Origin of the sequence: Proteus sp. G2674 (genome assembly GCF_009915195.1) — a bacterium.
Classification (GTDB): Bacteria; Pseudomonadota; Gammaproteobacteria; order Enterobacterales; family Enterobacteriaceae; genus Proteus; species Proteus mirabilis.
The window spans coordinates 78,163-101,278 of sequence record NZ_JAABLS010000018.1 but is presented as its reverse complement, the minus strand read 5'-3'; the positions used below and the strand labels follow the sequence as shown (position 1 = coordinate 101,278).

Sequence of the window (23,116 nt, the reverse complement as noted above, 5' to 3'; positions counted from 1 at the left end):
AGCAAGTTCAACAAACTAATTTCGTGATCAAACCGACATTTAGTGTAAACGTTTACACGCTTTTCTTATTCCTTAACTATTTAATAAAAACGACCTAATATAACCGTATTACAGCAAATTATTGTTAATAATCGTTATATTGTTATTTTAGAGAAAAGTGCTCTCTTCACCATAAAAGTAAACGATTACATTATACTGAATACTTTAATTATATGATAAAACTGATATTAATTGGTTTTTATCATACCTTATTAACATCCACGCTAATATGCTTTACAGTGAAATTAAGAGTAGCCTCAATAGATGAATTGAAGAGAAGAGAGTGTGATTTATATCTATTAGTTAATACCAATTAGGAGAACGCTATGAAACCCGTTGTAATACTTTATCAACCGCTTCCAGAAAAACTGCAACAAAAATTATCTGCTGTTGCTGAGGTAAAACAGTTTAACGCGCTCTCTCTCGATTGTGCCGATTTTAAAGCCACCCTCGCTCATGCTGAAGGATTGTTAGGCGCCGGCGGTAATATCGATAAACACTTTATTGAAAAAGCGCCAAAACTAAAAGCCGTATCAACGATTTCTGTCGGTTATGATAATGTGGATGTTGCCGCGCTCACTGAACGTCATATCAAATTGATGCATACACCTACGGTATTAACTGATACTGTCGCTGATACAATGATGGCGCTTGTTCTTGCCGTCTCTCGTCGTATTCCTGAACTAGCCGATAATATAAAACAAGGTTTATGGGTAAAAAGTATTACGCCGGATTGGTATGGTACTGATGTTCACCATAAAACCATGGGAATTATTGGTATGGGGCGTATAGGTAAAGCATTAGCACAACGCGCCCACTTCGGTTTTGATATGGATATTATTTACCATTCTCGTACTGAATATAACGATGTTAACCAGCATTTTAATGCTAAATTTTGTTCCCTAGAGATGCTTTTACAACAAGCCGATTTTGTCTGCATTACTTTACCGCTAACGCCAGAAACTCATCATCTGTTAAGCGCAAAACAGTTTGCATTAATGAAAGCTGACGCCTATTTAATTAATGCCGGACGCGGTGCCGTGGTTGATGAAAAAGCATTAATTAACGCATTAGAACAGCAACAAATAGCTGGAGCCGGATTAGATGTGTTTGAGCAAGAGCCACTGCCAACCTCTTCACCACTTTTAACCATGAAAAATGTTGTCGCCTTACCCCATATTGGCTCTGCGACTAAAGAGACTCGCTATGCAATGGCTGAATGTGCCGTTGACAATCTGATTGCTGCATTAACCGATAATGTAAAAGAAAACTGTGTTAATTTTTAATTAAGCAAAGAATAAAAACAAAAAGGTAATAAATACAATTTATTACCTTTAAACTATCAAATAGTTAACGCTAAATTAAGCAGGATCGACGTGTATCATCACACTTAAAATCTGTGCATGCTGTTTAAGTACTCTATCATGGGCATTGACCACAATATCATGACTTTGATTGACCGTTAATTCGCCTTTAATTTCTAAATGGACATCTACTAATAAATAATCACCTGCACGACGGGTTTTTAAATCATGTACCCCTTGTACTCCTGGTGTGGTGATTAATGTATTGGTGATCTGTTCAAGTGTTTCTTCATCAGCGCCTCTATCCATGAGATCTTGCAAAGCTTGATAGGTAAAACGCCATCCCATACGGCCAACAAATAGCCCGACAATAAGTGCTGCTAGTGGGTCAAAGAATTTAAATCCAGCAAGGCTACCAATGATCCCTATTGCAACCACTAAAGAAGAGGCGGCATCTGAACGCGCATGCCAAGCATTGGCCACTAACATACTAGAATCGACTTTTTTGGCTACAGCTAACATATAACGAAATAACCCTTCTTTAGCTGCTAATGCCAATAAAGCCACATAAAGCGCGATGCTATGAACATCTGGAATGATTGAAGGATCTAACATTTTATGGATAGCAGAAAATATCATTCCCAAACCAACAATCAATAAAATCGTCCCTAGCACTAATGAAGCGGCATTCTCATAGCGAAAATGTCCATAAGGATGATCGGCATCGGGTTGCTTTTGACTGCCTTTATTCGCAATTAACACCACGAAGTCAGCAATTAAATCAGACAGTGAATGAATACCATCAGCAATTAAGCCTTGGGAATGTGAGAAGAAACCAATTGTGATTTGAAATATGGATAAAAAGATATTAACAAAAACACTGACCAACGTGCTTTTCTTGGCCGCTTTGAATTTGTCAGATTGTGTTTTCTCAGCCATATTCAACTCAATATCATCAATGCGATTATGTGTCATAATAATAATCTTATTCTGTATAAATAGCCTACTCTATTTGTTTATAGCGAATAGAGTTCCATAGGTTATTTCAGGTTCCATAACTCATTGGTGAGAATAAAGGACGACTCTGAATAACAATCCTGTTTAGGGACTAAGATTGCTGTCCAAACATCATATTGAGATGCTATTGGCGGCTAATATGCCATACTTTATTAATTAAGTCTCTAAAAAATTACCAATAAAATCTTATAGATACAGAACAATAATATAATTGATAATCATTCTTTTGTGCATTTTCCTCTAGAGGACTAATAAAAACACTTTTATTTTAAATATCATCTTATTTAACTCATTACTGTCAATAAGTTAAAATTGATATAGTGTTATTCTGTCTTTTTAGCTTTTTATTTTAAAAACTCTAATTATTACTATAATATAAATAATTAAGTGATAGAATAATCATTCTCACTCTTATTTAGAACGTAGATCACAGCTATATTTTTTATATTCAGTGATAATAGAGTTATATTTTAAAACTAACGTTAAGTGAGGTTTGTAATGTACAAAAAAATTCTAGTTCCTATCGATATTCTAGAAGATGAGCTTTCTCAGGAACTGATCACTCACATTGAACAAATTGCTCAAGTTGGCAAACCCGAGATCCACTTCCTCACCGTTATTCCAAATGCAGAACTTTTCTTCGGTATTGAGTTTGCTGCTATTCCTGAAAAATTTAAAGACTCTTCAGAGCGCACTCGCCTCGCTTTTATTGCTCTGCAAGATATGATCAAAGATGCGAAAATTCCCGATGAGCAAATTGTTTGCAATGTCGGTGTTGGTAATGCAAAAGATGAAATTTTAGAGTATGCACGTCAAATCGATGCAGATTTAATTGCTATTGCTTCACATCGTCCTAATGTTTCTTCCTACTTATTAGGCTCAACAGCATCATCTATTGTCCGCCATGCAAAAATGTCGGTATTAGTGATCCGTTAGTTGTAAAAAAAGCCCTTTGAAAACAAAGGGCTTTCCACTCAATAATAATTAAAGATTAATCATTATTTCTTTGTTGAATCTTTAACCTCGTCAGAAGTAGACCACACGCGATATTTCACATCTACATCTTTTGGTGCATAGACAACAATAGGTAATTTGCTGTTATAGCGGATAAATGCCGCTTGCCCCATATTAGCTTGAACAAAGGCGGGTTTTTTAGTGTTATCAAGACAACCCATCATCGTAGACATTGGGCCATTTAAGTCGCTTACGATATAGTAATCATAACCCCAACCTTCGAGATCTTTTTTATCTAACTCAGCACCAAACCATTGACGATTACAATCAACCATCATCTCTTTACCCACGATCAACTCAACTTGGTAATTGCCTTCATTTTCTTTTTGTTCTAACTCAATAACATGACGAATTTGATTTTCCTTTGCTTTCGGATAAGGAGCGACTTTTTCCAAACCATCAACCGCTTGTGCGCAAGCAGACAAAGACATCGCTGCAACCAAAGATAAAATTACTTTATTCATCATTTTCTCCATATTCACAGCGCCAAATCGCTGTTAACAAATTTTGCTTAGATATTTTTATTAGTAATCATCTTAATACTAGCATTTTATAATATAAATGCTAACACCTTAGCAGATCTCTCTGTGAGAGGATTATTCTGATAAGTTTTTAAAGAACTCATTCTTTTATTGATGAAATGTAAATTTGTGATGCACTAACGTGCAGATCCGCTATCTATGATTATACTGAAATAGAGATCGCAATTTCTTTCATTAGGAGGTTATATGTTCTCAGAAAGACAATCACTGGTTTCTCAGTTAAAAGATACCCATCCTCGTTTCCAAGCTCTCTATGATAAACACCATCGACTTGATCAAGAAATTGCTAAATTAGAAGGACCTAATGGCGCAGGCTACAATGATGAAGTTGCAAAACTAAAAAAAGAAAAACTCTATCTAAAAGATGAAATGCAAAAAATACTTCAACAAGCTGAGAAATAAACCGCTCTTTACTACGGCTCCAATATTATTTATCAGCAACCTGAAGCGATGATCTTTTGTCATCGCTTTTTTATGATTAAAAACAATGTTTCCCTCTGATAAAGATGCATAATAAATACATCTTATATAGTTAAGGGCTAACAAATGGCATCTATACATGGTCATGAAGTATTACATATGATCCTTTCATCAAAAGTAACGTTTACGAAAAGATCACTTATCGAGGCGATTCATCAACGTTTTGGTGAAGAGGCGCGCTTTCATACCTGCTCTGCTGAGAATATGACAGCGACTGAGTTAGTGGCATTTTTAGAAAAAAAAGGAAAATTTATTGCTACTGATGGCGGTTTTACTACCAGTGAAAACAAAATTTGTCACCATTAGTAATATCAATAAGTAGATTGCCAGTAAGCAACATGTTTGCCATGTTGTTAACTATCTATCTAATCAATAAAAGTAAGATGCTCTGGCAATCTCTGTTTAACATAATAGGTCGTTGTTAATCATCATTCGTTTGGAGCCAACTGTCATCTTCCCAAACGCTTTGAATTAACTCCATAATATGCTCATGCTTAGCTTCGTCTTTCACGCCCGTGACTTGGATCGTATTCATGCTACTAAAAGCGATACGAAACTGCATATCAGGATAAATAGGAATAATTTTTTTTCTTAGTTCATGTTCTAACAGCGGAAATAGTGAGTCAGTGACATTAGATTGTTTGTTAAATAAAATTTCCACACGCATTATTTTCACCATACCAAGGCAAATAAACTGTATATAAATACAGTATTATATAATCAAAAAAAAGAAAAGTATTTTTGCAAAATTTTTTCTTTTTTTGCCTTAAAAATAGCCAATTAATTTATCATCCCAGTAATGCGTTATGATAAAATGCATTTTAAATGCAATAATAAGAAGTGAGAGTACCATGTCAGGTAAAAGAATTGATCGAGAGAAGCAAACCATCCAAAAAATGGTTGCTCTGTATGAACGAGCGCATCCTAATACCGACCCCGAGTATTATCAGCAATTAGTGACATATGCTTATAAAAGACTAGATAAATGTCGCTATGGTGAGGAAAAACCCGCCTGCAAACAATGCCCAATTCACTGCTATCAGCCAGTAAAAAGAGCAGCAATGAAACAAGTCATGCGTTGGGCGGGGCCTCGAATGCTAATTTATCATCCCTATTTAGCAATTAGGCATCTTATTGATGATAAGAAACCCGTTCCTGCATTACCGGCTAAAAAATCTAAACGTTTATCGGGAAAATAAAGTCTGCTTTTTTTAATCGGTATAATACATGTTGTGCTAAAGGGTGTGTTTTATCTAGAGATGGATGCATAAAATATTCAGACTTCTTCATACCGAGTTTTTTCATCACCCCTTCTGAGGGTAAATTGGTCACGGCGGTAAATGCCACGACTTCTTCCAGTTTCAACTGTTCAAAAGCATATTTTAATACTGTTAAGGCCGCCTCATAAGTGTACCCTTTACGCCAATGAGATTGTGCAATACGCCAACCTATTTCAACACACGGATTAAAAGGCAAAGGGGCATTAGGAATATTTAATCCAACAAAGCCAATAAGCTCTTGCGTCTCTTTTAATTCAACGGCCCAAAGTCCCCAACCATTTTGCTGAATAAATTTATCACGCAATGTATCAACCATTGCATCGCTTTCTGCGCGAGTAAGTGGTGAAGGGAAATAACGCATCACCGATGCTGAGGAGTTAATTTGTAAAAAAAATGGCGCTTTATCACTTTCACGCCATTCTCGTAAACGTAATCGAGGAGTAGCCAATTCCATCATTATTCTCATTCTAATTAGTTAGGATAATAATGATAAAATAAAACAGATCATAAGTAATAAAAAGAGAATCGCTTTTATTTTTTATTTTCTTTTAGTTTACTTTCTGCAGTTACCGACTCTTTATTGGTATTAACTGTACCTTCTTTAATAGATACAACACGTTGCTGTGCAACGGCTTTAGCTTGGTGTTCAACCTGTTCAGATTGTCCAGTAAAGACACCGCCACGTTTAATTGACATACTGCCACAACGACTAGTGCCACGTAGTTCACCATGCTCTAGAATATCAAGATTGTTTGCGGCACAAATACCTTTAACAAAACCATCAATAATGATGTCTGGCGCCGTTAATTCCCCTTCAACTTGGCCCGCATGCATAACACGGATCACGCCATCTTTTACATTGATATTCCCTGAAATTTTACCCCAAATTTGAATATCACCATCAACGTTAATATCACCTTGAAATACAGTGCCTTTAGCAATAATGGTATACAATTTTTGCTCCGGCATAGGCTTCTTCTCTTCTGCCATAACTGGAGCAATAGGCTCCGCGGCTTTTGGTGTTTCTGTTTTGCGACTAAACATTGCCGTTTTTTTTAACCTCAAAGTTATAGAGTAAATAATAATGCTAAAAATTAGGATAAGGGTGATCAAAAGCTCACCAGCTATTTGATATCGCCAAAAAGCCATTAATGCACATGACCAAATAATCCATATTATGCTAAATATAATATCCCGCTGAGTTCGCTTATTATCCATAATTAGCTATATCTGAACCTCCCTGATAATAAATACACCAGCTCTACTTATTATTTTAATAAATAATTATTTAAGTCGATGGCGATAATAACGCCATATATCATCCCCAATTTTGGGCTTTGCTTTTTAGGGGAAAGGTCGATTAATAAGTAGATAAAAAAAGAGATAACAATTAATTTTTCGCTAATTTATGAATAAGATGCACATTTTTCCATCCTATAATGAGGATAATTTATAACACGAATTAACATATAGCTAATCGTATCTATTGATAACAACTTGATTATTCAAAAATCTTCAACAAATGAAGGAGAGCTAACAAAGCAACAATAAAACCATCACAGATAAAATATGAGACATTAGTCACAAAAATAAACTACCGTCTATTTTTAAGACTAATTCCTTGATACATTACTGGCCATTTTTATGATAGACGTTAATTTTTATGTTTTCATAATGTTAAAACTATATAAAGACGAAAAAATATACTTGGGGAAAATTTATAGCAAGTTTATTTGCTTCTTTGCCATACTAAAAAAGATAATAACATATAGTGAAAATAACCTATAAAAATTACATTTTATTTTTTTTATCAAATAAATTCATTGCAAAAAACACCCATTTAATATACAAAATAAAAACATACACACAAAAATTTATTAACAAACCACATTAAACAACTTTATAGTGTTTAAAAAACACCCTTATTATGCTTTACAGTGTAAATTTTAAAACAAAATATAACTAATTGTTATTTATATAATAAATAACTCCACTCCATTATCTGTCAATATATTATTACAAAATTCTACTAAATTTTGTCGCATTCTTTTCATTAAATGACTAGCTTAATTAAATTGTTTTTGCAATCTATAAAAAATGACATTAAATTAAACAAATGATTTATCTTAAATTAGAAATGGCAACTTCAATGTCTAATATCTAAAAAAAAACCACATCATAATAAAGAAAACATTCTATTTTTTATTTTTAATACTCTTTAAATAATAAAGAAGCTTCTACTTTATATTCTTTTTATTTATTGGTATTAAATACAGTGATACTTATATAATAATTTTGGGCGAAAAATGAATACAATACAATGTGGTGAAAACACTAAACAAGATTGCGTTATTCAAAAACTCTCTTATTTTTATCCGCAATATCAAATATTAGAAAATAACCAAAAAGCTTTATACATAATCAGAAATAATGCGCTGGTATTACAAAACTGCACAAATACAATAACTATTAACAAAGATCAGATTATTTTCTTACAACAAGGAAATTATACCATAAAAACGCTAGGCAATGAGCCTTGTGAAACAATTTATATTCCTCTTTCTGATGATTTCTTAAGAAATTTCATGTCAAAAAATAGTGATATTCTCAGTAATATCGATAGAGAGGAAAATTTCTCATCAGCTTTTATCTGTTTTGAAGATTCACCTCTGATCCATTTTTGTAGTAATGGTTTTGATTATCTTTCTTCACAAAATTGTCCAGATACTTTTACTCAATTACGTATTGAAGAAATGCTCATTCTATTACTTTCTTCCGAGCAAGGTGCCAATCTTATGGCATTACTACGTCAATTGAGTCATAGACAAGTTGATCGCTTGAAAATATTTATGGAAAAAAACCATCTAAAAAATTGGAAGCTAAAACAGTTTGCTCGCGAGTTTGGTATGGGACTCACCACATTTAAAGAGTTATTTAATCATGTTTATGGAACATCGCCAAGAACATGGATATGCGAAAGAAGAATTATTTACGCACATCAGTTATTATTAACAACAGAAATGAGTATTGTTGACATTTCTATGGAGTCCGGATTCTCTAGCCAATCTTACTTTACACAAAGCTATCATCGACGTTTTAATATGACACCGAGTAAAGCAAGACATCTTAAATTAAAATTATAAAAAAATCCGACCTATTATCATAATATCATCATTCAATTCATCGCTAGAATATGCAAAATTTATTCTGATGAGTGAAATTATTGTGATAAAGCGACAAACTAATACTAGCAAATACCAATATTATCGTTATTTTAATTTGCTAAAAAAAATGATGGCAGATGAAAATAAGAAAACTGTTGATAATTTATTTAATCTTCAGTTTTCTTTACTTATTACAAATAATGATATAAATGAAAAACAAATTAAAATATTATCTCGTTTATTATGCCGTGAAGCTGTAGACAGTTTATTGCAATCCACCTGGTTTTTACGCAAAAAACATTGCTCAGTGCCATTAACTAAAGAAAATATTAATGCTGTAGTAAATCTAGCTGATAAATACCAATCTAATATATCAGATATTAATTGGAACGCTTTAAATGCAAAAATCAACATTGCTGATCATGCTCGTTTTATTCAAGCTATCATAAAACCCATTTTTATTTGGTGGGTTGAGCATATAACACCGCATATATTTACACTTTATGAAATAAAAAAAGATCTCGAATATCAAATTAATCAATGTGAAAACATTAAATTATTTGAAGAAAAAGAACCATCAAATATAGCCTCTTCTTTTTTATCTTTAGAAGATATAAAAACAAAATTAGAAGCTGATAAAGTACGGATCCTTGTAATAGATGATTTGTTGAAAAAGGATATTAAATTAGTTATAGAAGCTTGGGAAAAAGAGCCAGTATTCAATAAAAAAATAAATAATACATTAGAGTACTTACAAAATACACAACCTCATTCGGAGTTATTACAACCATTATGGGATATTTTAATCACTATTCCACAACATCCTGAAAATTGTAAAAAATTAAAAAATTGGCTAGTAGAACACTCTTTATGCTTAATTAATGATGAGTTTATATGGCATGTATAAAATATCAGCTCTTCATTAATTATAGAAGAGCTGACAATGGTGATTTATTAAAGGGTATTATTTAACATCTAAAATTTCAATTGTCACTATAGACATCGATTCTGGAGGTACTTGTCCAGGGATACCTTCTTTACCATATCCTCCACCAGGTTTAATATAAATTTTAGCTTTGCCATTTAAGCCTGCTTTGGCAACAAAAGTATTAAGAGGCAATGGAAGTTGGCGATAGGGTAAAATTAACGGCTTAGTTTTATCATAATTGAGCGTTACCGTACCATCGGTTAATTGTTCATGCATAGAGAAAACAACTGTTTTACCTGCAATTGAATCCACAGGTTTCCCTTGTTTTAGAATTTTAAAGTAAGTATTGTCATCATATTGCACATAGTTCTGTTTTTTTATTTCTGACAGAATTGATTTATTTCGTTGTGCATTATCTTTACCAATAATTGAATAAGCATATGCAAGTTGACTTGCGATTATTTGCCCTTCTCCCATAGCTTTATCCAATTGCTGTTTTAATGTTTTATTCTCTTTTTGAACACTCGCACTTTCGCTATTTATTTTTTTAATTTCACTCTCTTTTTCTTTTAATTGCTCACTTAATTTTAATTCTTTTTCTTCAAGTGTTTTCGTTAGCGTGCGCTGAGCTTCAAGCTGCTTAGAGACTTCATTAAACTCTTTTTGAGCATTCGCATTTTCGCTATTTATTTTTTTAATTTCACTCTCTTTTTCTTTTAGTTGCTCACTTAATTTTAATTCTTTTTCTTCAAGTGTTTTCGTTAGCGCACGCTGAGCTTCAAGCTGCTTAGAGACTTCATTAAACTCTTTTTGAGAATTCGCTAAAACACTTTCTTGTTGCTTAAATTGAGCCGTCGATTCTACTTGCTGCTGTTTTAATGAAGCAATTAGTTGGTTACTTTCAGAATTTTGTTTTGCTAACTGATCTTTAGCTTGTGTTAATTGTGTCGTTAATTTATCAGTAAGCGATTGTTTTTCTGCTAGTTTTTTCTCTAATTGAGCATAAGCGTTATCGTTCGCTATTTTGCTCTCTTTAAGTTGCTCAATGGTGGTATTGTTTTCTTTAAATCGGGTATCTAATGCTTGATATTTATTAGCGAGTTCGGTCTGAGCTTTCTCTAGTTTAGCAATTACACTATTTTTTTCTGAAATCAAATCATCAAAGGCTTTTTCACCCGTTGATAAACTTTTTTTCAATTCAGCTAATTCATTAACCTTATTTTGTAACTCAAGCTTCAACGCTGGGATCTGTGTTAATTTATCATCAGCTTGTGCTTTTTGTTGTTGAAGAGCCACTAATGAACTATTTAACTGTTGTTGCTCTTGGTTTATTTTTTTTATGTGATTGTTTAGTTGAGCTATCTCTTGGTGTTGGGTATCAATTAATTGATTATTCTTAGCCAGAGTAGCTTCAAAAGAGTCTTTGTTTTTAGCTAATTGATCTTCTAAAGATTGGCGCGCTGCTGATAAACTAGTTAAAGAGTTTTGTAGTACCTCAATCTCTTTTTTAGCACTATTATCTGTTAATAACCGTTGAGCCTGCTCATATTGTAATTGTAGCTGCTGTTTTTGTTGCTCAAGTTGAGCAACATGGGTAGTCAATTGATTTAATTTTTGTGCTTGAATATCAAAATCTTCTTGCTGTTTAGCTAATACTTTATTTTTTTCTGTCGCATCAAACAGCAACTGATCTTTTTCAGCTAATTGTGCAAGCAACGTATCCTGCTCTTTTTTAGACTGTGCTAATTCATTTTGTAAATTAGCCACAGACTTTTTTAGGCTATCATCATTAAGTAAATTATTCGCTACAACCAGTTTCTCTTGCGTTTTTGTCAATTCCGCTGTTAATTGTTGAACTTTTTCTTCCGCAGTTTGTAGTTTGGTTAAACTTTCAGTTAATAACGCGGTTTGTTCAGTAAATTTTTGATACAAACGTTGATATTTTTCGCGAGTATTTGCTAAACGATTTAATAGCTCTTTATTAAAGAGAGGTTGCTTATGGTCAAGCAAAGAGCGTTTAAATTGATATAAAAAATGAAAAGGTATTTCAGTCACTGAATACACTGTATTTGGAATGAAATCTAATAAAGTATTATCAGTAGACTGATATGGCTGCCCTGGATAACGCTTGCGCGTATAAAGCATTAGAGGATTATAGACCACGGATTTACTTTGATAATACCGATTCAAGTCCTCAGGGGTAAATTGCGGTTTAATCGGTACAAATGAAAGCAAAGGTGTTAAATAACGGGTATAGTCACTCTTTATTTTATCTGTATTGTCAGATAAGACCGAGCATTGTTCAGACAAAGTCATCTGGGGTGCAGATGAAGTCGTTACTACTGGTCGACTATCATTGCGTACTACAGGTTGACGCTCATCCTGAACAACAGGCTGTTTAGGCGAAAATGTTTGTTGCTGTTTTTGTTGTGGTTTTTGTTGTGGTTTTTGTTGTGGTTTTTGTTGTGGTTTTTGTTGCAATCTCGCAGTGGAACTCACTGTTCCACTACGCTGATCGGAAGTAGATGTAGATGAAGATGAAATGGTTGCAGAGGGTTCAGGCTTAATATCAACGGGCTGTTGTGCTTCTAAATAACGGTCAAAATCTTCAATGACAAAATTAAACTCATTATTAGCAAAAGACAGCGCCGGAAACATCATAAAAGCAAGACATGCACTCTGCTTTAATTTCATAGTAATTATTCACCTAATTTCTTCAGTGTCGAATTCACAGACATAACCGAAAGATAGCGCACTTTAGCACATAGTACTTCGGTCTTAGATTCGATACTCATTTTTAATAATGCTAAGCTATCTTTACTGGCTGTATTTTCAACACTACGGTATAACGCATTAATTTCACTGATTTCCTTAAATTCATCCACCATAGATTTATACTCTGCTGGTGAAAATGTTTTTAAAGAATCAAGTTGCTTGATACATGCCGTTTGTGATGCCAGTTTTTGCTCCCCTACGTTCATCTGTTGATAATTATTATCAGCAGGTGAAGTTACCGTGGATTGCACTTGTGTTGGCACTACCTCCACAGGTTGGCTATCACCAGATAAAATGCTACATCCCGATAGTGTGAGAACAGTAACTGCCATAGACAGAGCTAAGACATTGTTTTTATTTTTCAATAAGGACATCATTTTTCCTTAATTCCGATCAGTCTAAATAAGAGCGTATGTAGTATCGCATTTTAAGCTATCTTATTATAATTTTCTATTGTCTATTGCGTACTAAGTCAATAACCTAGCGCATAAATGACAATAACGGCTCCTATCCTTTCATTTCATTATTTTTTCTTACAACATTGCATCCGTCACATTAAAATCATCATTAAATGAGTATCGGTATTTTTAATTGGAAAAATGTTGTCGTGTTAGAAGCAGTTATTTCTACACAATGAAGATAATAGCAGATAATCAGAAAAATAATAACATCTAATTTTATCATTTAATTACCTTTATAAGGTGTAAAATAATACTCTTTTAATGTGTTATAATTACTTTTATTTTGTTGCTGTTTTCTATTATCAGGATAAAATCAAAATATGAATATCAAAATAGTAATTGATATTCATTGTTATCCTTCAATATAGGAGAGTTAAGATGAGTCATTTTAACATTGGTGTTGTAGTCGGAAGCTTAAGAAAAGATTCCTATAATAAACAAACAGCAAAAGCATTAACCTCGCTATTTCCTCAAGAATTTACTTTTCAGTTCCTTGATATCGGTACTCTTCCTCTCTACAACCAAGATGATGACGACAAAACACCTGAAGCCGTTGTCGAGTTTAAGCAACAAATTAAGCAATGCCAAGGCATTATCTTCGTGACACCTGAATACAACCGCTCAATCCCTGGTGTGCTAAAAAATGCGTTAGATCAAGCCTCTCGCCCTTATGGTACTAATGCATGGGATAGTATTCCTGCTGGTATCATCGGTGTTTCAATCGGTAATATTAGTACTGCTATTGCACAACAGCACCTGCGTAATTCATTAGCATTTTTAAATATGCCAACCTTAAATCAACCAGAATGTTTTTTAAAATGGTATGATGGAATGGTAGAAAACGGTCAGTTTTCTGAAAAAACAGCAGGTTTTATGCAAAACTGGGTTAATAGCTATATTAACTTTGTAAAGCATAATCAAAAATAGCTTAAAATAGTCCTAAATAGATTTCACAGAGTGTGGTTTATAATAATTACACTCTGTTTTATTTTAAAGAGAGGGAAAGCAAAACTAACTTGCTAACCAATCGATAAAAATATAATTAACTATTAATTAGCAATATTTAAATAGTACCATCTAATAATAATTAACTTTATTATAGCAAGTACCCCATGTATAAAAATGACATTTAATAATCTATTTTAAATAGTAAGTGGTATGGTATTTTCAGTCTATTAGTTAGCGTAATAAAAAATAAACCAATAAAATCATTATGTTATTCTTTCTATCTAGCTAATAAAAACTAACAAATTAGATATTACTTAAGTTACCAAAAAAAGGAGGTGAATAATTATTATCACTCATTTCACACATCTTGCTCCTATTAAACATATTGTGCGTTATATCTCTCAATAATCTCTTTCTATAATTGTGATATATAAAAAATTTACTTATATTAATAATCCATTAAATACTGACAGGTAAATTATGGATAACAACTTAAGAGAAATCGAATGCGAGCTCGCTGCTTTAAAAATAGTCACTAAATCTTTACTTTGTGTACTAAGTGATAAGCAACGACGCGATATGTTAGGCAATATATCTTTAGTTATTGAAGATACTTCAAGCAGATATCCACATCACAATGAAGTTATAAATCTTACTGAGCAATATGTGAAAAAACTTATCCAAGCATAAACTCATTATATGATTTTAATGGTTTCCCCACTAATTTAACATCATAGGATGCACAATATTGCATCCTATGCTCTTCTTTTTACTAAAATAACGTTCACTCTTTTCTATTACTTAAGTCAAATATAACCTCTTACACTCTATCTTTATCCTCCAGTGATTAAGTTAATAAAATAGATCACTTTAGATAAAGCGCATCTGTAAAAGCGTTCTTTCTGTACTAATACATTTTTTACTTGGATTTACTTAAATAATTAATTAATATGCAAAATTATCGCATTGCTATCGTAATAGTTCCTCGGAAGAATATATGGAAAAAAAATTAGTTAACATAGAACATGAAGTTGCGGCATTAAAAGTGATTTTAAAATCACTATTACTTACATTAACAAATAAACAAAAGGAATCTGTTATATATGATATAAACAAAACCATTAGAAATGCTTATGCTGAACATCCACAATACCAAGATATAATAGAAAAAACCGAACAATACATAAAAAAGATACTCCAAAAATAGTTGTGATTAACATCACTATCAGTAAATAGCTATAACTATTTATATTGTTATTTATTATTTTTAGCTTTATATCTATAAATGCTGAGTTATTTTAATATGACATCATCAATGATTGATTGAGTTATAATATATGGCTGTTATTTGCCATGTTATAAAAAAACAACAACATAAAGAATTATTAAATTTATTAATAAATTACATACAGTTAAAATATTAAATCTAGTATATTATTTTTTTAGATATTCTCTACCCTTTCTCTCCCATTGATCAGTTTGTTAAAGTTGTTGAATACACTCGCCAATTTCCTGAATCATTGATCACGGCATAATCTATCTTAGTTCCTTCAACAACGGATTGTGGTAAATCAAGATAGTTTTTTTCATAGGGCGCCAGCATAATATTATGCTGTCTACGCTTATCAATGCTAGTCATGATCACTAGACTCATATACCACGGTGTGGGGTTTGTTATCATCACACCATGTGAGCTAGCACTAAAATGTAGACGCTGTTCATCCTTTTCTGTCGGTACTTTTAATCCTGTGGGGCGAATAAAAACTTTTAATCGCAAACGTAGTGGTAAAATTAATTTTCGTGACACATCTTGTGTTGCGAGGTTTTCTGGTGGTATCTGATAAAGGTTAAGCCAAAATACACTTTCTCTATCGGTGGGTAAATTATCACGAGAACTAAGCACTAAACGAAGTGACCTCAACTCACCAGGAGCCATTTTAAAGATAGGTGGTAATATAATAAGTGGTGTTCTGTTCGTATCTGGTGAAGAGTGAATATCACCAATATCGGACCAAACCTGTACCAACATAGGTATCGCACTATCATTTGCAAGTGTTAGTGATTGGTTTATATCATTTGCTGCAAAAACTATCCGAGTTCGATCAACATTAATCGCAGCAAATGATGATATGACAATACCAATTGATAGAAATAGTAATATAACTAGCTTATTGAAAACTAACCACGGCTTGTAATTGTGCATTAACACTCCCCACGGTTACGGTTTGTCCACTAAGAGCTTCTAAAGAAGCAGTAAAATCACCATGCCAAGTTTCTATAGAACCATTTTCTTTTGTACCAGAAAACGTAGTAAGATCTTTATACGCATACCACCCTCGAGTACTTTCACTTCCCGTCACCATCCTGTCCGGTAGCAAATTAATTGCAGCACCTTGTTTATCATAGATTTTGATCCCAACCCCAGAAGCAACGCCTTTTTCACCATAATGTGTATCCAATAGCCATGTTAATCCACCACCAGATGTTGTTAGACCTAAACGACGGGCGGCCGCAACCGCTGTAGGTTGATTAACTAAAAAGCCCATTGCTACATTCGCAATATTAGTTGTAGGGTGAGTTGAAGACATTGCTCCTGATTCGCAATTAAGTGTAAGACTAAATGTTGCTTGACTGCTTTGCCCTGAAGATAGTGCCCTAACAGTAATTTGAGGCAGGATAACTATTGAGGGATAATCCTCTATTGTACAAGTTGCACCTCGAATATAAGTAACTTGATTATAAGTTCCCCATGCGCCCGGCCATACATATGGCCATCCCAAATATTTATTGGCATGATCATCTCCTTCTTGGATAGCAAAAGTATCTAAGCCAGGCCCTTTAAAAGCAATATAACCTCGAGGTTGGTTATAAGTATCTTTATTAATTCTACCCGCATAAATAAACTGATCTGAGGCTGAGATTTTTATCATCTCATACAATATATTGCTAAATGCGCTAGCAGGAATATAAATAGCGTGATCATCTTGAAACCAACTATCTGCCGTAAGTTGGCGCTGTTTCCAATAACGACTATAATACTCTCCTGTACTAAGATTAGTCATACGTACAGCGACATTACGTTCTACATCATAATAGGCTCCTTCCAATTCTTTCGCCGGACGCCCTCCCACAAATATGTTATCACCATTGGTGGAATACAATTCATAAAGTTGCCCTGCATCCTTTAGCTCACAACGAAAAAGGATCTGTTTCGCACTATATGGTGTTCGAGTTGCTGATGTAAGAAAATTAGCAATAGAGCTCGCTAGTACAGTACCAGCAGGTTGAAATTTATTACTGGTACTCACACTAATTACAGATGGTAAGCCTAAATGCCCAATATTATCATCAAAGGCACCATACCAGTTACGAGCAGTATAGCCTGCCTTAATTGCACTATCGGATAGAAAACTATTATCTGTTACCTTAATACATACCGCTTTGCTTACAACGCTAAAGATCAGACTAATGAAACAAATAACTAATAGTAACATTCGGTGAAAATACAACATGGTTTATTTATCCTCACAAATTGTCGTTAGATAAATCACCTTTTTAGATGAATGTAAATCAATCTGGTAAGGAACTCGACAATATTGATCAACACTTTTTCCCCAACGAATAAGTAGTCTTCCTGAATTATGATTAATTCGGGCATAAACTTGCCCTCCTTGTCCGACCATTCCTATTACCGCCCCTTCATCACTGAGCACTTCAGCGCCCATTGGTGGTATACTGCCATCTTTCTTTTTCACGTCTATTAGTACCGCCTTACCTGTAATTGTTGCAAAATTGACTTTAGCCACTGCACCTGAATATGGAACAACTTGCTGGCTTCCCCCTGACAATTCGGTATCACGGTTCATATGGCGGGTATCAAGGGAGATATTATTGCGACGGTATGGTGATAAAGTGGGCAAAATGGCATAACCAAAATGATCGATGACGGCTCCTTGCCCATTTTGTACAACAGCACCTTGCGCCCCATCAGCATGAATTAAGGCAAAGGTATCACTAGTGTAAGGGCCTAAAGTTATCCCACCAGAATGCAAAACTAAGGTTCCTGACGTACCTAGGGATAATTGACGATAATTTTTACCCTGATCAAAACCTGCTCTCAGTGTTCCCAAGCGAGTATTTTGTTGAAAGCCAGCACCAAAGTTTGTCGATAAATGTTCCTTACCATAACGATGGTGATCATAACCACCATATAATGACCAAGAAAAATCACTTTGATCTCCACTAGAGCCAGTAATAGATAGCGTTGAAGATTGACTGTTTCGTGATTGGCTATAATTTATTGCTACCGAAGTACGGTTGTCTTTCCAATCAAATGGAATAGAAAGAGTCAATGACAGTATTGTTTCAGTATATTTTTGCTTTTGGCTTTGATCTTGCAATTCATCAATATGGTGATAAAAATGATCACCATAATCCTGAGTAGTACGCTGTCTTGCAAGGTTAAGACCGTAGCTTAACTTTCGCCACTGGTTGCTATAACCTATTTGTAACTGAGTGATCCGCGATTGATTATGGTAATAATCAGCGGTACTGGCACTAAGATTAACAGTACCGAACTGGCCTAATGGCTGGCTGATTGTTGCAGAAAGACGATTTTTTTGGTGAAGAATATCGGAATAGTAATCAATACCCGTTTTCAGTTGGCGACGTACACCAAGTACATCTTGTAAATCACGAAAACCATCCGTTGAATAGCGGTAAGCGGCTAAAACTAAGTTAGTCCCTGAAGAAAACGTTTTACTATAACTTAACTCTGCACGCCAACCTTGTTTGCGATCATCATGCTGTATACGCGCATGAGACAAAGTTGCATTCATGCCAATAGCGCCAAGGCGAGTTGCCCATACTGCGCCCCCCAACCAGGCGTAATAATCTTTGGCTAATCGCGATCCAAGATTAATGGTGAGGTTGTTATTAATACCAAACTGAGCAGTACCTTCAAAAAAACGGTTATCAACATGCTTATATTGCCTCACCTTCCCCAAAGAAAAAGAGTAGTGCCAATTACCAGGACGTACCGAATCAGGAACCGATGAATAAGGAACAATAAAATGTGAAATTTTTCCGTTAGCTTCAATTACCTCAATCTGTAAATCCCCTTGATTCTTTGTGTTATAAAGATCATCAATATAGAATGGACCTGGTGGAACGTGAGTTTCATAAATTACTTTTCCCAACTGCTTAATCACGACTTGAGCACTGCTAGCCGCTACACCATGCACCTCTGGTGCATAGCCACGTTTACCTTGTGGCCACATACGTTCATCAGTTGCGAACTTTATGCCACTAAACAATAAGCTACCAAATAGACTAGGATCTGTGTAATTATCTCCTAGTGTCATGATACTGTTAATCGCAGAAATTGGCCGTTGCAACCATGTACGAACACTCGTGTAATACCAGTCGCTACCTTGATTATGACTATCGGTATGGCGTAGATTTCCTTGATGCCGCACCTGCCATAATCCAAAATTGCTACCAACATTGATGCCACTCCATAAATATTGTGAGTGCAAGTGCTGGTCTGTATTTTCAGTATAAGTCCAATTGGTATTGTGACGTAAAAAAAGAGCTAGTACACCACTATCCCATTGTGAGGGAGATATATAGCCCCGTGGCCGATGAATTAATTCATTCATTGGGATGCTAAGTCGTAATTGTAAAGTAGCTCGATCAAAATGCCATTCCCCTTGTGATACCCATTGCCTAAGAGAACGACAACTTTTACCATGATCTACCGCCTTATCTGATAGCGATTTAACTTGTGCTTCTTGCATTAAAGATAAAGGTAAACACGGTTCCACTTGTTTTCCATTATTAATGGATTTGAAAATAATTTTCAGGCTTGATTTTATGAGAGTATCATTCACAAAAACATCCACAATGTACTCACCTGCCAATATTTCACCTCCATTAATACTGGCAATGCTTTTGCTATAAGCAGAACCTTGTAAAAGAGTGGGATCAAAATAGTACTCTTCCTCCGCCGCCTGACAGGTAAAGCAAATCGCTATCATAAAGGCCATATTTTTATAGTGAAATTTAACCTTCGTTAACATGATAATGCTCACTTATCCTTGCACCTTGATCATTAATGAGTGTCACGGTAACAGTACCTCGTAGTGATTTGAGATTAAGCTTGCGAGGTAACCAAAAAGTATGGTGAGAAAAAGGGGATATCATTTCAATATCAAGTTGATGCGTCGTACCATTTAATGTAACGCTTAAGTTACTCATTGATGCAAACCATGGATTAGGGTTATCAACGGTGATGCCAATCCCTTTTTTAGTATCACGAAACATAGTTACATGGAGTTTTTTGACTAGATTATCTGGTGAGCCGATCTGTTCTGGTCGGTAAAAGAGTTTAATACGAGTGCGTAACATCACCAGGACTTTATTTTGTTTTTCCCCGCCTATATTGGCTGGAGGAACTTGTAACGCATTAAACCAAAATAAAGACTCACGATCTTGTGGTAAAGATTTATTAGCACCATAAACAATGCGTACTATCTGCCCTGATTTCGGTAAAATACGAAACACTGGTGGGGTGGAGATAAAAGGAATAGTACTCGCGTTTTCCGGTTTAAGATCAATATCGCCATCATCAAACCAAGTTTGCACAATATAAGGGAATGCATCGTTATTTTTTAGTTGCACATCAACTGAAGGAGCGGTTGATGGATAAATAATACGACTACCAATAATAGTCACACTGGCCCATGATATAGTCATGGGAAAAATAAATAGCATTAGCGTAACGAGATAACGAATTGCAACGCAAGTAGCATCCTTTTTCATCTTAATAACTCCATGATGATTAAAAGCCCGACAAGTGATATCGGGCCGAATAACGGTGTTACAGATAAGAAACCGCATATTGTAGAGTTGCTTCAACAGTACCCGCTGATGCGGCACCTGTAGCATAGTATTGTGCAGTGTAAGTTGCGCTGGCTTGCGTTTCTCCTGGCTTTAATTGCAGATCTCCCTCACCTTTAAAACCACCAGTTAAATTGATAACTTTCTGAGCAGTATCCAGAAGTTGAATTTCCACATTGGTAGCGTTTCCCGTATTGCCAAGGTTGCCATTGCTGGTAACTTGATTGCCGACAAAAACCGTCGATATTTTAGTGGGTTTATCTGTATTACCTGTACAACCAGAAAGACCAATATCAAATGTTATCTGTCCTGCGGTATCTCCACTATCTTTTAGCTCCTTGGCACTAACAGTCGGTAAAATAACCACAGGTTTTGCCTGATTACCATTAATTGAGACAGAACAAGTTTCATCAGAAACTTCCCCCTGAAAAGTAATAGTATTATCAGATAACGCCAATGCATTAGTAGAAAGAAAGAACGTTGCAACAAATAAAGCTAGTGTTGTTTTTTTTAACATATTCGTATATTTCCTTTATTGATATTTATTTTTAATTAATATTACTTCTCTCTATAAGAAAACAGATAAAGTAGATATATTTATTCATTTTATATGACATTATTTTCTCGTTATATTTATACACGGTGGGTGCTTTAATGTTTATATGTTGATACATTAATCGCAACTTTCCCTATAAATAATTTAATTTGTCACATTAACCTTAAGCTAAGATTAAGAAACAATTTTATAAAAGTGCTTACAACACATCTGAATAACTCTTAATTTTTTCTTACTCACTAATTAAGTTAAATTTCAGAAGTTAAAACAAAGGTAAAGAAACAGCCCAAGACAAACATAACACATTGATAATTAATTAATAAATATCTTAATGCACCTTATAAAATCATACCCATGCTCTTTATCCTAATATGAGAGATGTTAATAATGTGAATATATTGCTTTTATCCATGTTAATATAGTGTTCTACGCACAAAACTAGATAGTAGTATTAGATGAATTTAAATTCAGGCTTACTATGGATGAGAAAAAATTCTTAATTGATGAAAAAGTAATATTTGACAGCAATAAAATGATATTAGCTAACAATAATAAAATTATTAAGATCTCGGAATCAGAATCTAATTTATTACTTGCTTTCTATCAGGGGATATATAAGAAAGAAGATATTATTAATTTTGTTTGGAAAAACCGTGCAGGTTGTGTTTCTGAATCGAGTTATTACAAACTTATTAATCAGATACGTAATAATTTTACCCTTATAGGTTTAAATGCAGATGACATAGTGACTCGTCCAAGAATTGGTATCTCACTAACGGTAACACTAGAGCCAATAGTAACGGAAGAAACTACACCATACGAAAGCAGTAAAGAGTTAGAGAATACAAGGGATCAACAATCAAAAATAATTTCTAGCAATAGCATAATCCCCAGAAAAAAATTATTGATTATTTGGGGGGGGATCCTAATTCTACTGTCTACGATAGCGTTACTGATAGTGCATGGTCATGAATCACATAGACACCATAGTCACTTCCAGCTTCTTGGTCATTATGATAGTTATCATTTTTATAAAATGACTACAGATAAAGTGACATTTGAAGAAGTGGTTGCAGCATACGATAGTCTGACACTACCAATATGTCGCGCAAATGGGCACTATCTTTATTATATCCGAGAGCCAAATATGGATCTTTTTTTACAATGTTTGAATCCTGTTGAATCGGCGGTACCTAAATGCATGACAATAAAAGAACGTTATTAATCATCCTATGTCTTTTGTTATGTGGATGTATCGCGCTAGTAATTTGGGTATTAGGCAGCTATAAACGTGATACGCTGGAAATACAAAATCTTATTTGTACAGCAAAATCAACTATCTATATAAAACCTAAACATCTTATAATGAAAGGGACATTGGTTCTTGATTTACAATCGAATCGAATCGCTATCCACTATACCGTTCAACATAACCAACAGGAGCAACAGCTATTTTTTCAAGATATCATTATCAGTCCTCTTAGCCGTACAGGAGTGCAAAATTATACTTTCGCCGTTAAGTCAGTGCATAAATTTGATTCAGATACTACAGGAGAAATGTTTGCTTGGTTACGCCTTTTACAACCAACAACCATTAACGAGCTGACGATAAATAAAATAGGTCAAAACACCTATCTTTTTTCACTTAATAGGCAGATATATAATTTCTGTACAACAGGAGGAAGAGAAAAATTGTAGTTTTTATAAA

The 23,116-nt window shown here is 34.2% G+C and carries 23 protein-coding genes; 11 read left to right on the top strand and 12 right to left on the bottom strand.

Going from position 1 to position 23,116, the window contains the following annotated elements; translation table 11 throughout:
* Nucleotides 1-365: 365 nt before the first annotated feature.
* Nucleotides 366-1,325, top strand: a complete 960-nt coding sequence (gene ghrB, locus GWI58_RS08910; protein WP_036895444.1) for a glyoxylate/hydroxypyruvate reductase GhrB — start codon at nucleotides 366-368, stop codon at nucleotides 1,323-1,325.
* Nucleotides 1,326-1,400: 75 nt separating this feature from the next.
* Here ghrB and GWI58_RS08905 read toward each other — a convergent pair whose 3' ends face one another.
* Nucleotides 1,401-2,318 (bottom strand): cation diffusion facilitator family transporter, encoded by a 918-nt coding sequence (locus tag GWI58_RS08905; protein WP_161769097.1) that lies wholly within the window; start codon nucleotides 2,316-2,318, stop codon nucleotides 1,401-1,403.
* Between the two features lie 540 nt (nucleotides 2,319-2,858).
* On the opposite strand from GWI58_RS08905, the gene GWI58_RS08900 reads away from it, so the two are divergent.
* Entirely contained in the window at nucleotides 2,859-3,296 is a 438-nt protein-coding gene (locus GWI58_RS08900) for a universal stress protein (protein WP_004248510.1), read from the top strand.
* Nucleotides 3,297-3,358: 62 nt separating this feature from the next.
* Here the strand turns inward: GWI58_RS08900 and eco are convergent, their stop codons facing one another.
* On the bottom strand, nucleotides 3,359-3,838 hold the full coding sequence (eco, locus tag GWI58_RS08895; RefSeq protein ID WP_237611680.1) for a serine protease inhibitor ecotin: 480 nt from the start codon (nucleotides 3,836-3,838) through the stop codon (nucleotides 3,359-3,361).
* A gap of 264 nt (nucleotides 3,839-4,102) precedes the next feature.
* On the opposite strand from eco, the gene GWI58_RS08890 reads away from it, so the two are divergent.
* A complete protein-coding gene (locus GWI58_RS08890) occupies nucleotides 4,103-4,318 on the top strand; it encodes a DUF465 domain-containing protein (RefSeq protein WP_060961345.1) in 216 nt (71 codons plus the stop codon).
* Between the two features lie 144 nt (nucleotides 4,319-4,462).
* Nucleotides 4,463-4,702: a YecH family metal-binding protein gene (locus tag GWI58_RS08885; RefSeq protein WP_161769095.1), complete on the top strand. Its 240-nt coding sequence runs from the start codon at nucleotides 4,463-4,465 to the stop codon at nucleotides 4,700-4,702.
* A 115-nt stretch (nucleotides 4,703-4,817) separates the two neighbouring features.
* On the opposite strand, the gene GWI58_RS08880 is transcribed toward GWI58_RS08885, so the two are convergent.
* Nucleotides 4,818-5,063: a DinI-like family protein gene (locus tag GWI58_RS08880; RefSeq protein ID WP_012368173.1), complete on the bottom strand. Its 246-nt coding sequence runs from the start codon at nucleotides 5,061-5,063 to the stop codon at nucleotides 4,818-4,820.
* Nucleotides 5,064-5,247: 184 nt separating this feature from the next.
* Here GWI58_RS08880 and GWI58_RS08875 point away from each other — a divergent pair, with 184 nt between their 5' ends.
* On the top strand, nucleotides 5,248-5,595 hold the full coding sequence (locus tag GWI58_RS08875) for a nitrous oxide-stimulated promoter family protein (protein ID WP_161769094.1): 348 nt from the start codon (nucleotides 5,248-5,250) through the stop codon (nucleotides 5,593-5,595).
* Here the strand turns inward: GWI58_RS08875 and GWI58_RS08870 are convergent.
* Together GWI58_RS08870 and GWI58_RS08865 are read right to left on the bottom strand one after the other, a co-directional pair.
* A complete protein-coding gene (locus tag GWI58_RS08870; RefSeq protein WP_108716864.1) occupies nucleotides 5,573-6,133 on the bottom strand; it encodes a GNAT family N-acetyltransferase in 561 nt (186 codons plus the stop codon). The genes GWI58_RS08875 and GWI58_RS08870 overlap by 23 nt on opposite strands.
* A 74-nt stretch (nucleotides 6,134-6,207) precedes the next feature.
* Nucleotides 6,208-6,720 (bottom strand): bactofilin family protein, encoded by a 513-nt coding sequence (locus GWI58_RS08865; protein ID WP_004248516.1) that lies wholly within the window; start codon nucleotides 6,718-6,720, stop codon nucleotides 6,208-6,210.
* A 1,262-nt stretch (nucleotides 6,721-7,982) separates the two neighbouring features.
* Between GWI58_RS08865 and GWI58_RS08860 the strand changes: the two genes are divergently transcribed.
* Together GWI58_RS08860 and GWI58_RS08855 are read left to right on the top strand one after the other, a co-directional pair.
* Nucleotides 7,983-8,819, top strand: coding sequence for a helix-turn-helix domain-containing protein (locus GWI58_RS08860; RefSeq protein WP_004244000.1), 837 nt, complete (start codon nucleotides 7,983-7,985; stop codon nucleotides 8,817-8,819).
* A gap of 67 nt (nucleotides 8,820-8,886) precedes the next feature.
* Nucleotides 8,887-9,747, top strand: a complete 861-nt coding sequence (locus GWI58_RS08855) for a T3SS regulon anti-activator ExsD domain-containing protein (protein ID WP_161769093.1) — start codon at nucleotides 8,887-8,889, stop codon at nucleotides 9,745-9,747.
* Nucleotides 9,748-9,804: 57 nt separating this feature from the next.
* On the opposite strand, the gene GWI58_RS08850 is transcribed toward GWI58_RS08855, so the two are convergent.
* Both GWI58_RS08850 and GWI58_RS08845 read right to left on the bottom strand, forming a co-directional pair.
* Nucleotides 9,805-12,462, bottom strand: a complete 2,658-nt coding sequence (locus GWI58_RS08850; RefSeq protein ID WP_161769092.1) for a sugar transporter — start codon at nucleotides 12,460-12,462, stop codon at nucleotides 9,805-9,807.
* 5 nt (nucleotides 12,463-12,467) lie between these two features.
* Nucleotides 12,468-12,920, bottom strand: coding sequence for a hypothetical protein (locus GWI58_RS08845; protein WP_004244003.1), 453 nt, complete (start codon nucleotides 12,918-12,920; stop codon nucleotides 12,468-12,470).
* 462 nt (nucleotides 12,921-13,382) lie between these two features.
* On the opposite strand from GWI58_RS08845, the gene GWI58_RS08840 reads away from it, so the two are divergent.
* Nucleotides 13,383-13,931, top strand: coding sequence for an NADPH-dependent FMN reductase (locus GWI58_RS08840; RefSeq protein WP_004244004.1), 549 nt, complete (start codon nucleotides 13,383-13,385; stop codon nucleotides 13,929-13,931).
* Nucleotides 13,932-14,949: 1,018 nt separating this feature from the next.
* A complete protein-coding gene (locus GWI58_RS08830) occupies nucleotides 14,950-15,159 on the top strand; it encodes a sigma-S stabilization anti-adapter protein IraP (RefSeq protein ID WP_004244007.1) in 210 nt (69 codons plus the stop codon).
* Between the two features lie 267 nt (nucleotides 15,160-15,426).
* Here the strand turns inward: GWI58_RS08830 and GWI58_RS08825 are convergent, their stop codons facing one another.
* Genes GWI58_RS08825 through GWI58_RS08805 form a run of 5 tightly spaced genes read right to left on the bottom strand, consistent with a single transcriptional unit; the run spans nucleotide 15,427 to nucleotide 21,369 of the window.
* A complete protein-coding gene (locus tag GWI58_RS08825) occupies nucleotides 15,427-16,155 on the bottom strand; it encodes a fimbrial assembly chaperone (protein WP_161769091.1) in 729 nt (242 codons plus the stop codon).
* Entirely contained in the window at nucleotides 16,121-17,464 is a 1,344-nt protein-coding gene (gene stbD / locus GWI58_RS08820; protein ID WP_124725921.1) for a fimbrial usher protein StbD, read from the bottom strand. The genes GWI58_RS08825 and stbD overlap by 35 nt, the downstream gene beginning before the upstream one ends.
* A gap of 3 nt (nucleotides 17,465-17,467) precedes the next feature.
* On the bottom strand, nucleotides 17,468-20,032 hold the full coding sequence (locus GWI58_RS08815; protein ID WP_094959855.1) for a fimbrial outer membrane usher protein: 2,565 nt from the start codon (nucleotides 20,030-20,032) through the stop codon (nucleotides 17,468-17,470).
* Nucleotides 20,016-20,774 (bottom strand): fimbria/pilus periplasmic chaperone, encoded by a 759-nt coding sequence (locus tag GWI58_RS08810; RefSeq protein WP_017827170.1) that lies wholly within the window; start codon nucleotides 20,772-20,774, stop codon nucleotides 20,016-20,018. Before GWI58_RS08810 ends, GWI58_RS08815 begins: the two co-directional genes overlap by 17 nt.
* A 58-nt stretch (nucleotides 20,775-20,832) precedes the next feature.
* Nucleotides 20,833-21,369, bottom strand: coding sequence for a fimbrial protein (locus GWI58_RS08805; RefSeq protein ID WP_094959854.1), 537 nt, complete (start codon nucleotides 21,367-21,369; stop codon nucleotides 20,833-20,835).
* Between the two features lie 517 nt (nucleotides 21,370-21,886).
* Here GWI58_RS08805 and GWI58_RS08800 point away from each other — a divergent pair.
* Together GWI58_RS08800 and GWI58_RS08795 are read left to right on the top strand one after the other, a co-directional pair.
* The gene (locus GWI58_RS08800) at nucleotides 21,887-22,633 is read left to right on the top strand and encodes a winged helix-turn-helix domain-containing protein (protein ID WP_110229401.1); all 747 of its coding nucleotides are present in this window, start codon (nucleotides 21,887-21,889) and stop codon (nucleotides 22,631-22,633) included.
* Complete coding sequence (locus GWI58_RS08795; RefSeq protein ID WP_004244018.1) at nucleotides 22,606-23,106, top strand: hypothetical protein; 501 nt, start codon at nucleotides 22,606-22,608, stop codon at nucleotides 23,104-23,106. Before GWI58_RS08800 ends, GWI58_RS08795 begins: the two co-directional genes overlap by 28 nt.
* Nucleotides 23,107-23,116: the final 10 nt, after the last annotated feature.

What these genes read in the sequence shown, in the direction of transcription:
- GWI58_RS08815 (WP_094959855.1), bottom strand. Translation starts at nt 20,032, where the DNA reads ATGTTAACGAAGGTTAAATTTCACTATAAAAATATGGCCTTTATGATA.
- GWI58_RS08800 (WP_110229401.1), top strand. Translation starts at nt 21,887, where the DNA reads ATGGATGAGAAAAAATTCTTAATTGATGAAAAAGTAATATTTGACAGC.
- GWI58_RS08875 (WP_161769094.1), top strand. Translation starts at nt 5,248, where the DNA reads ATGTCAGGTAAAAGAATTGATCGAGAGAAGCAAACCATCCAAAAAATG.
- GWI58_RS08845 (WP_004244003.1), bottom strand. Translation starts at nt 12,920, where the DNA reads ATGATGTCCTTATTGAAAAATAAAAACAATGTCTTAGCTCTGTCTATG.
- GWI58_RS08850 (WP_161769092.1), bottom strand. Translation starts at nt 12,462, where the DNA reads ATGAAATTAAAGCAGAGTGCATGTCTTGCTTTTATGATGTTTCCGGCG.
- GWI58_RS08890 (WP_060961345.1), top strand. Translation starts at nt 4,103, where the DNA reads ATGTTCTCAGAAAGACAATCACTGGTTTCTCAGTTAAAAGATACCCAT.
- GWI58_RS08885 (WP_161769095.1), top strand. Translation starts at nt 4,463, where the DNA reads ATGGCATCTATACATGGTCATGAAGTATTACATATGATCCTTTCATCA.
- GWI58_RS08805 (WP_094959854.1), bottom strand. Translation starts at nt 21,369, where the DNA reads ATGTTAAAAAAAACAACACTAGCTTTATTTGTTGCAACGTTCTTTCTT.
- stbD (WP_124725921.1), bottom strand. Translation starts at nt 17,464, where the DNA reads ATGTTGTATTTTCACCGAATGTTACTATTAGTTATTTGTTTCATTAGT.
- GWI58_RS08810 (WP_017827170.1), bottom strand. Translation starts at nt 20,774, where the DNA reads ATGAAAAAGGATGCTACTTGCGTTGCAATTCGTTATCTCGTTACGCTA.
- GWI58_RS08900 (WP_004248510.1), top strand. Translation starts at nt 2,859, where the DNA reads ATGTACAAAAAAATTCTAGTTCCTATCGATATTCTAGAAGATGAGCTT.
- GWI58_RS08825 (WP_161769091.1), bottom strand. Translation starts at nt 16,155, where the DNA reads ATGCACAATTACAAGCCGTGGTTAGTTTTCAATAAGCTAGTTATATTA.
- GWI58_RS08870 (WP_108716864.1), bottom strand. Translation starts at nt 6,133, where the DNA reads ATGATGGAATTGGCTACTCCTCGATTACGTTTACGAGAATGGCGTGAA.
- ghrB (WP_036895444.1), top strand. Translation starts at nt 366, where the DNA reads ATGAAACCCGTTGTAATACTTTATCAACCGCTTCCAGAAAAACTGCAA.
- GWI58_RS08905 (WP_161769097.1), bottom strand. Translation starts at nt 2,318, where the DNA reads ATGACACATAATCGCATTGATGATATTGAGTTGAATATGGCTGAGAAA.
- GWI58_RS08860 (WP_004244000.1), top strand. Translation starts at nt 7,983, where the DNA reads ATGAATACAATACAATGTGGTGAAAACACTAAACAAGATTGCGTTATT.
- eco (WP_237611680.1), bottom strand. Translation starts at nt 3,838, where the DNA reads ATGAATAAAGTAATTTTATCTTTGGTTGCAGCGATGTCTTTGTCTGCT.
- GWI58_RS08855 (WP_161769093.1), top strand. Translation starts at nt 8,887, where the DNA reads ATGAGTGAAATTATTGTGATAAAGCGACAAACTAATACTAGCAAATAC.
- GWI58_RS08865 (WP_004248516.1), bottom strand. Translation starts at nt 6,720, where the DNA reads ATGTTTAGTCGCAAAACAGAAACACCAAAAGCCGCGGAGCCTATTGCT.
- GWI58_RS08840 (WP_004244004.1), top strand. Translation starts at nt 13,383, where the DNA reads ATGAGTCATTTTAACATTGGTGTTGTAGTCGGAAGCTTAAGAAAAGAT.
- GWI58_RS08830 (WP_004244007.1), top strand. Translation starts at nt 14,950, where the DNA reads ATGGAAAAAAAATTAGTTAACATAGAACATGAAGTTGCGGCATTAAAA.
- GWI58_RS08880 (WP_012368173.1), bottom strand. Translation starts at nt 5,063, where the DNA reads ATGCGTGTGGAAATTTTATTTAACAAACAATCTAATGTCACTGACTCA.
- GWI58_RS08795 (WP_004244018.1), top strand. Translation starts at nt 22,606, where the DNA reads ATGCATGACAATAAAAGAACGTTATTAATCATCCTATGTCTTTTGTTA.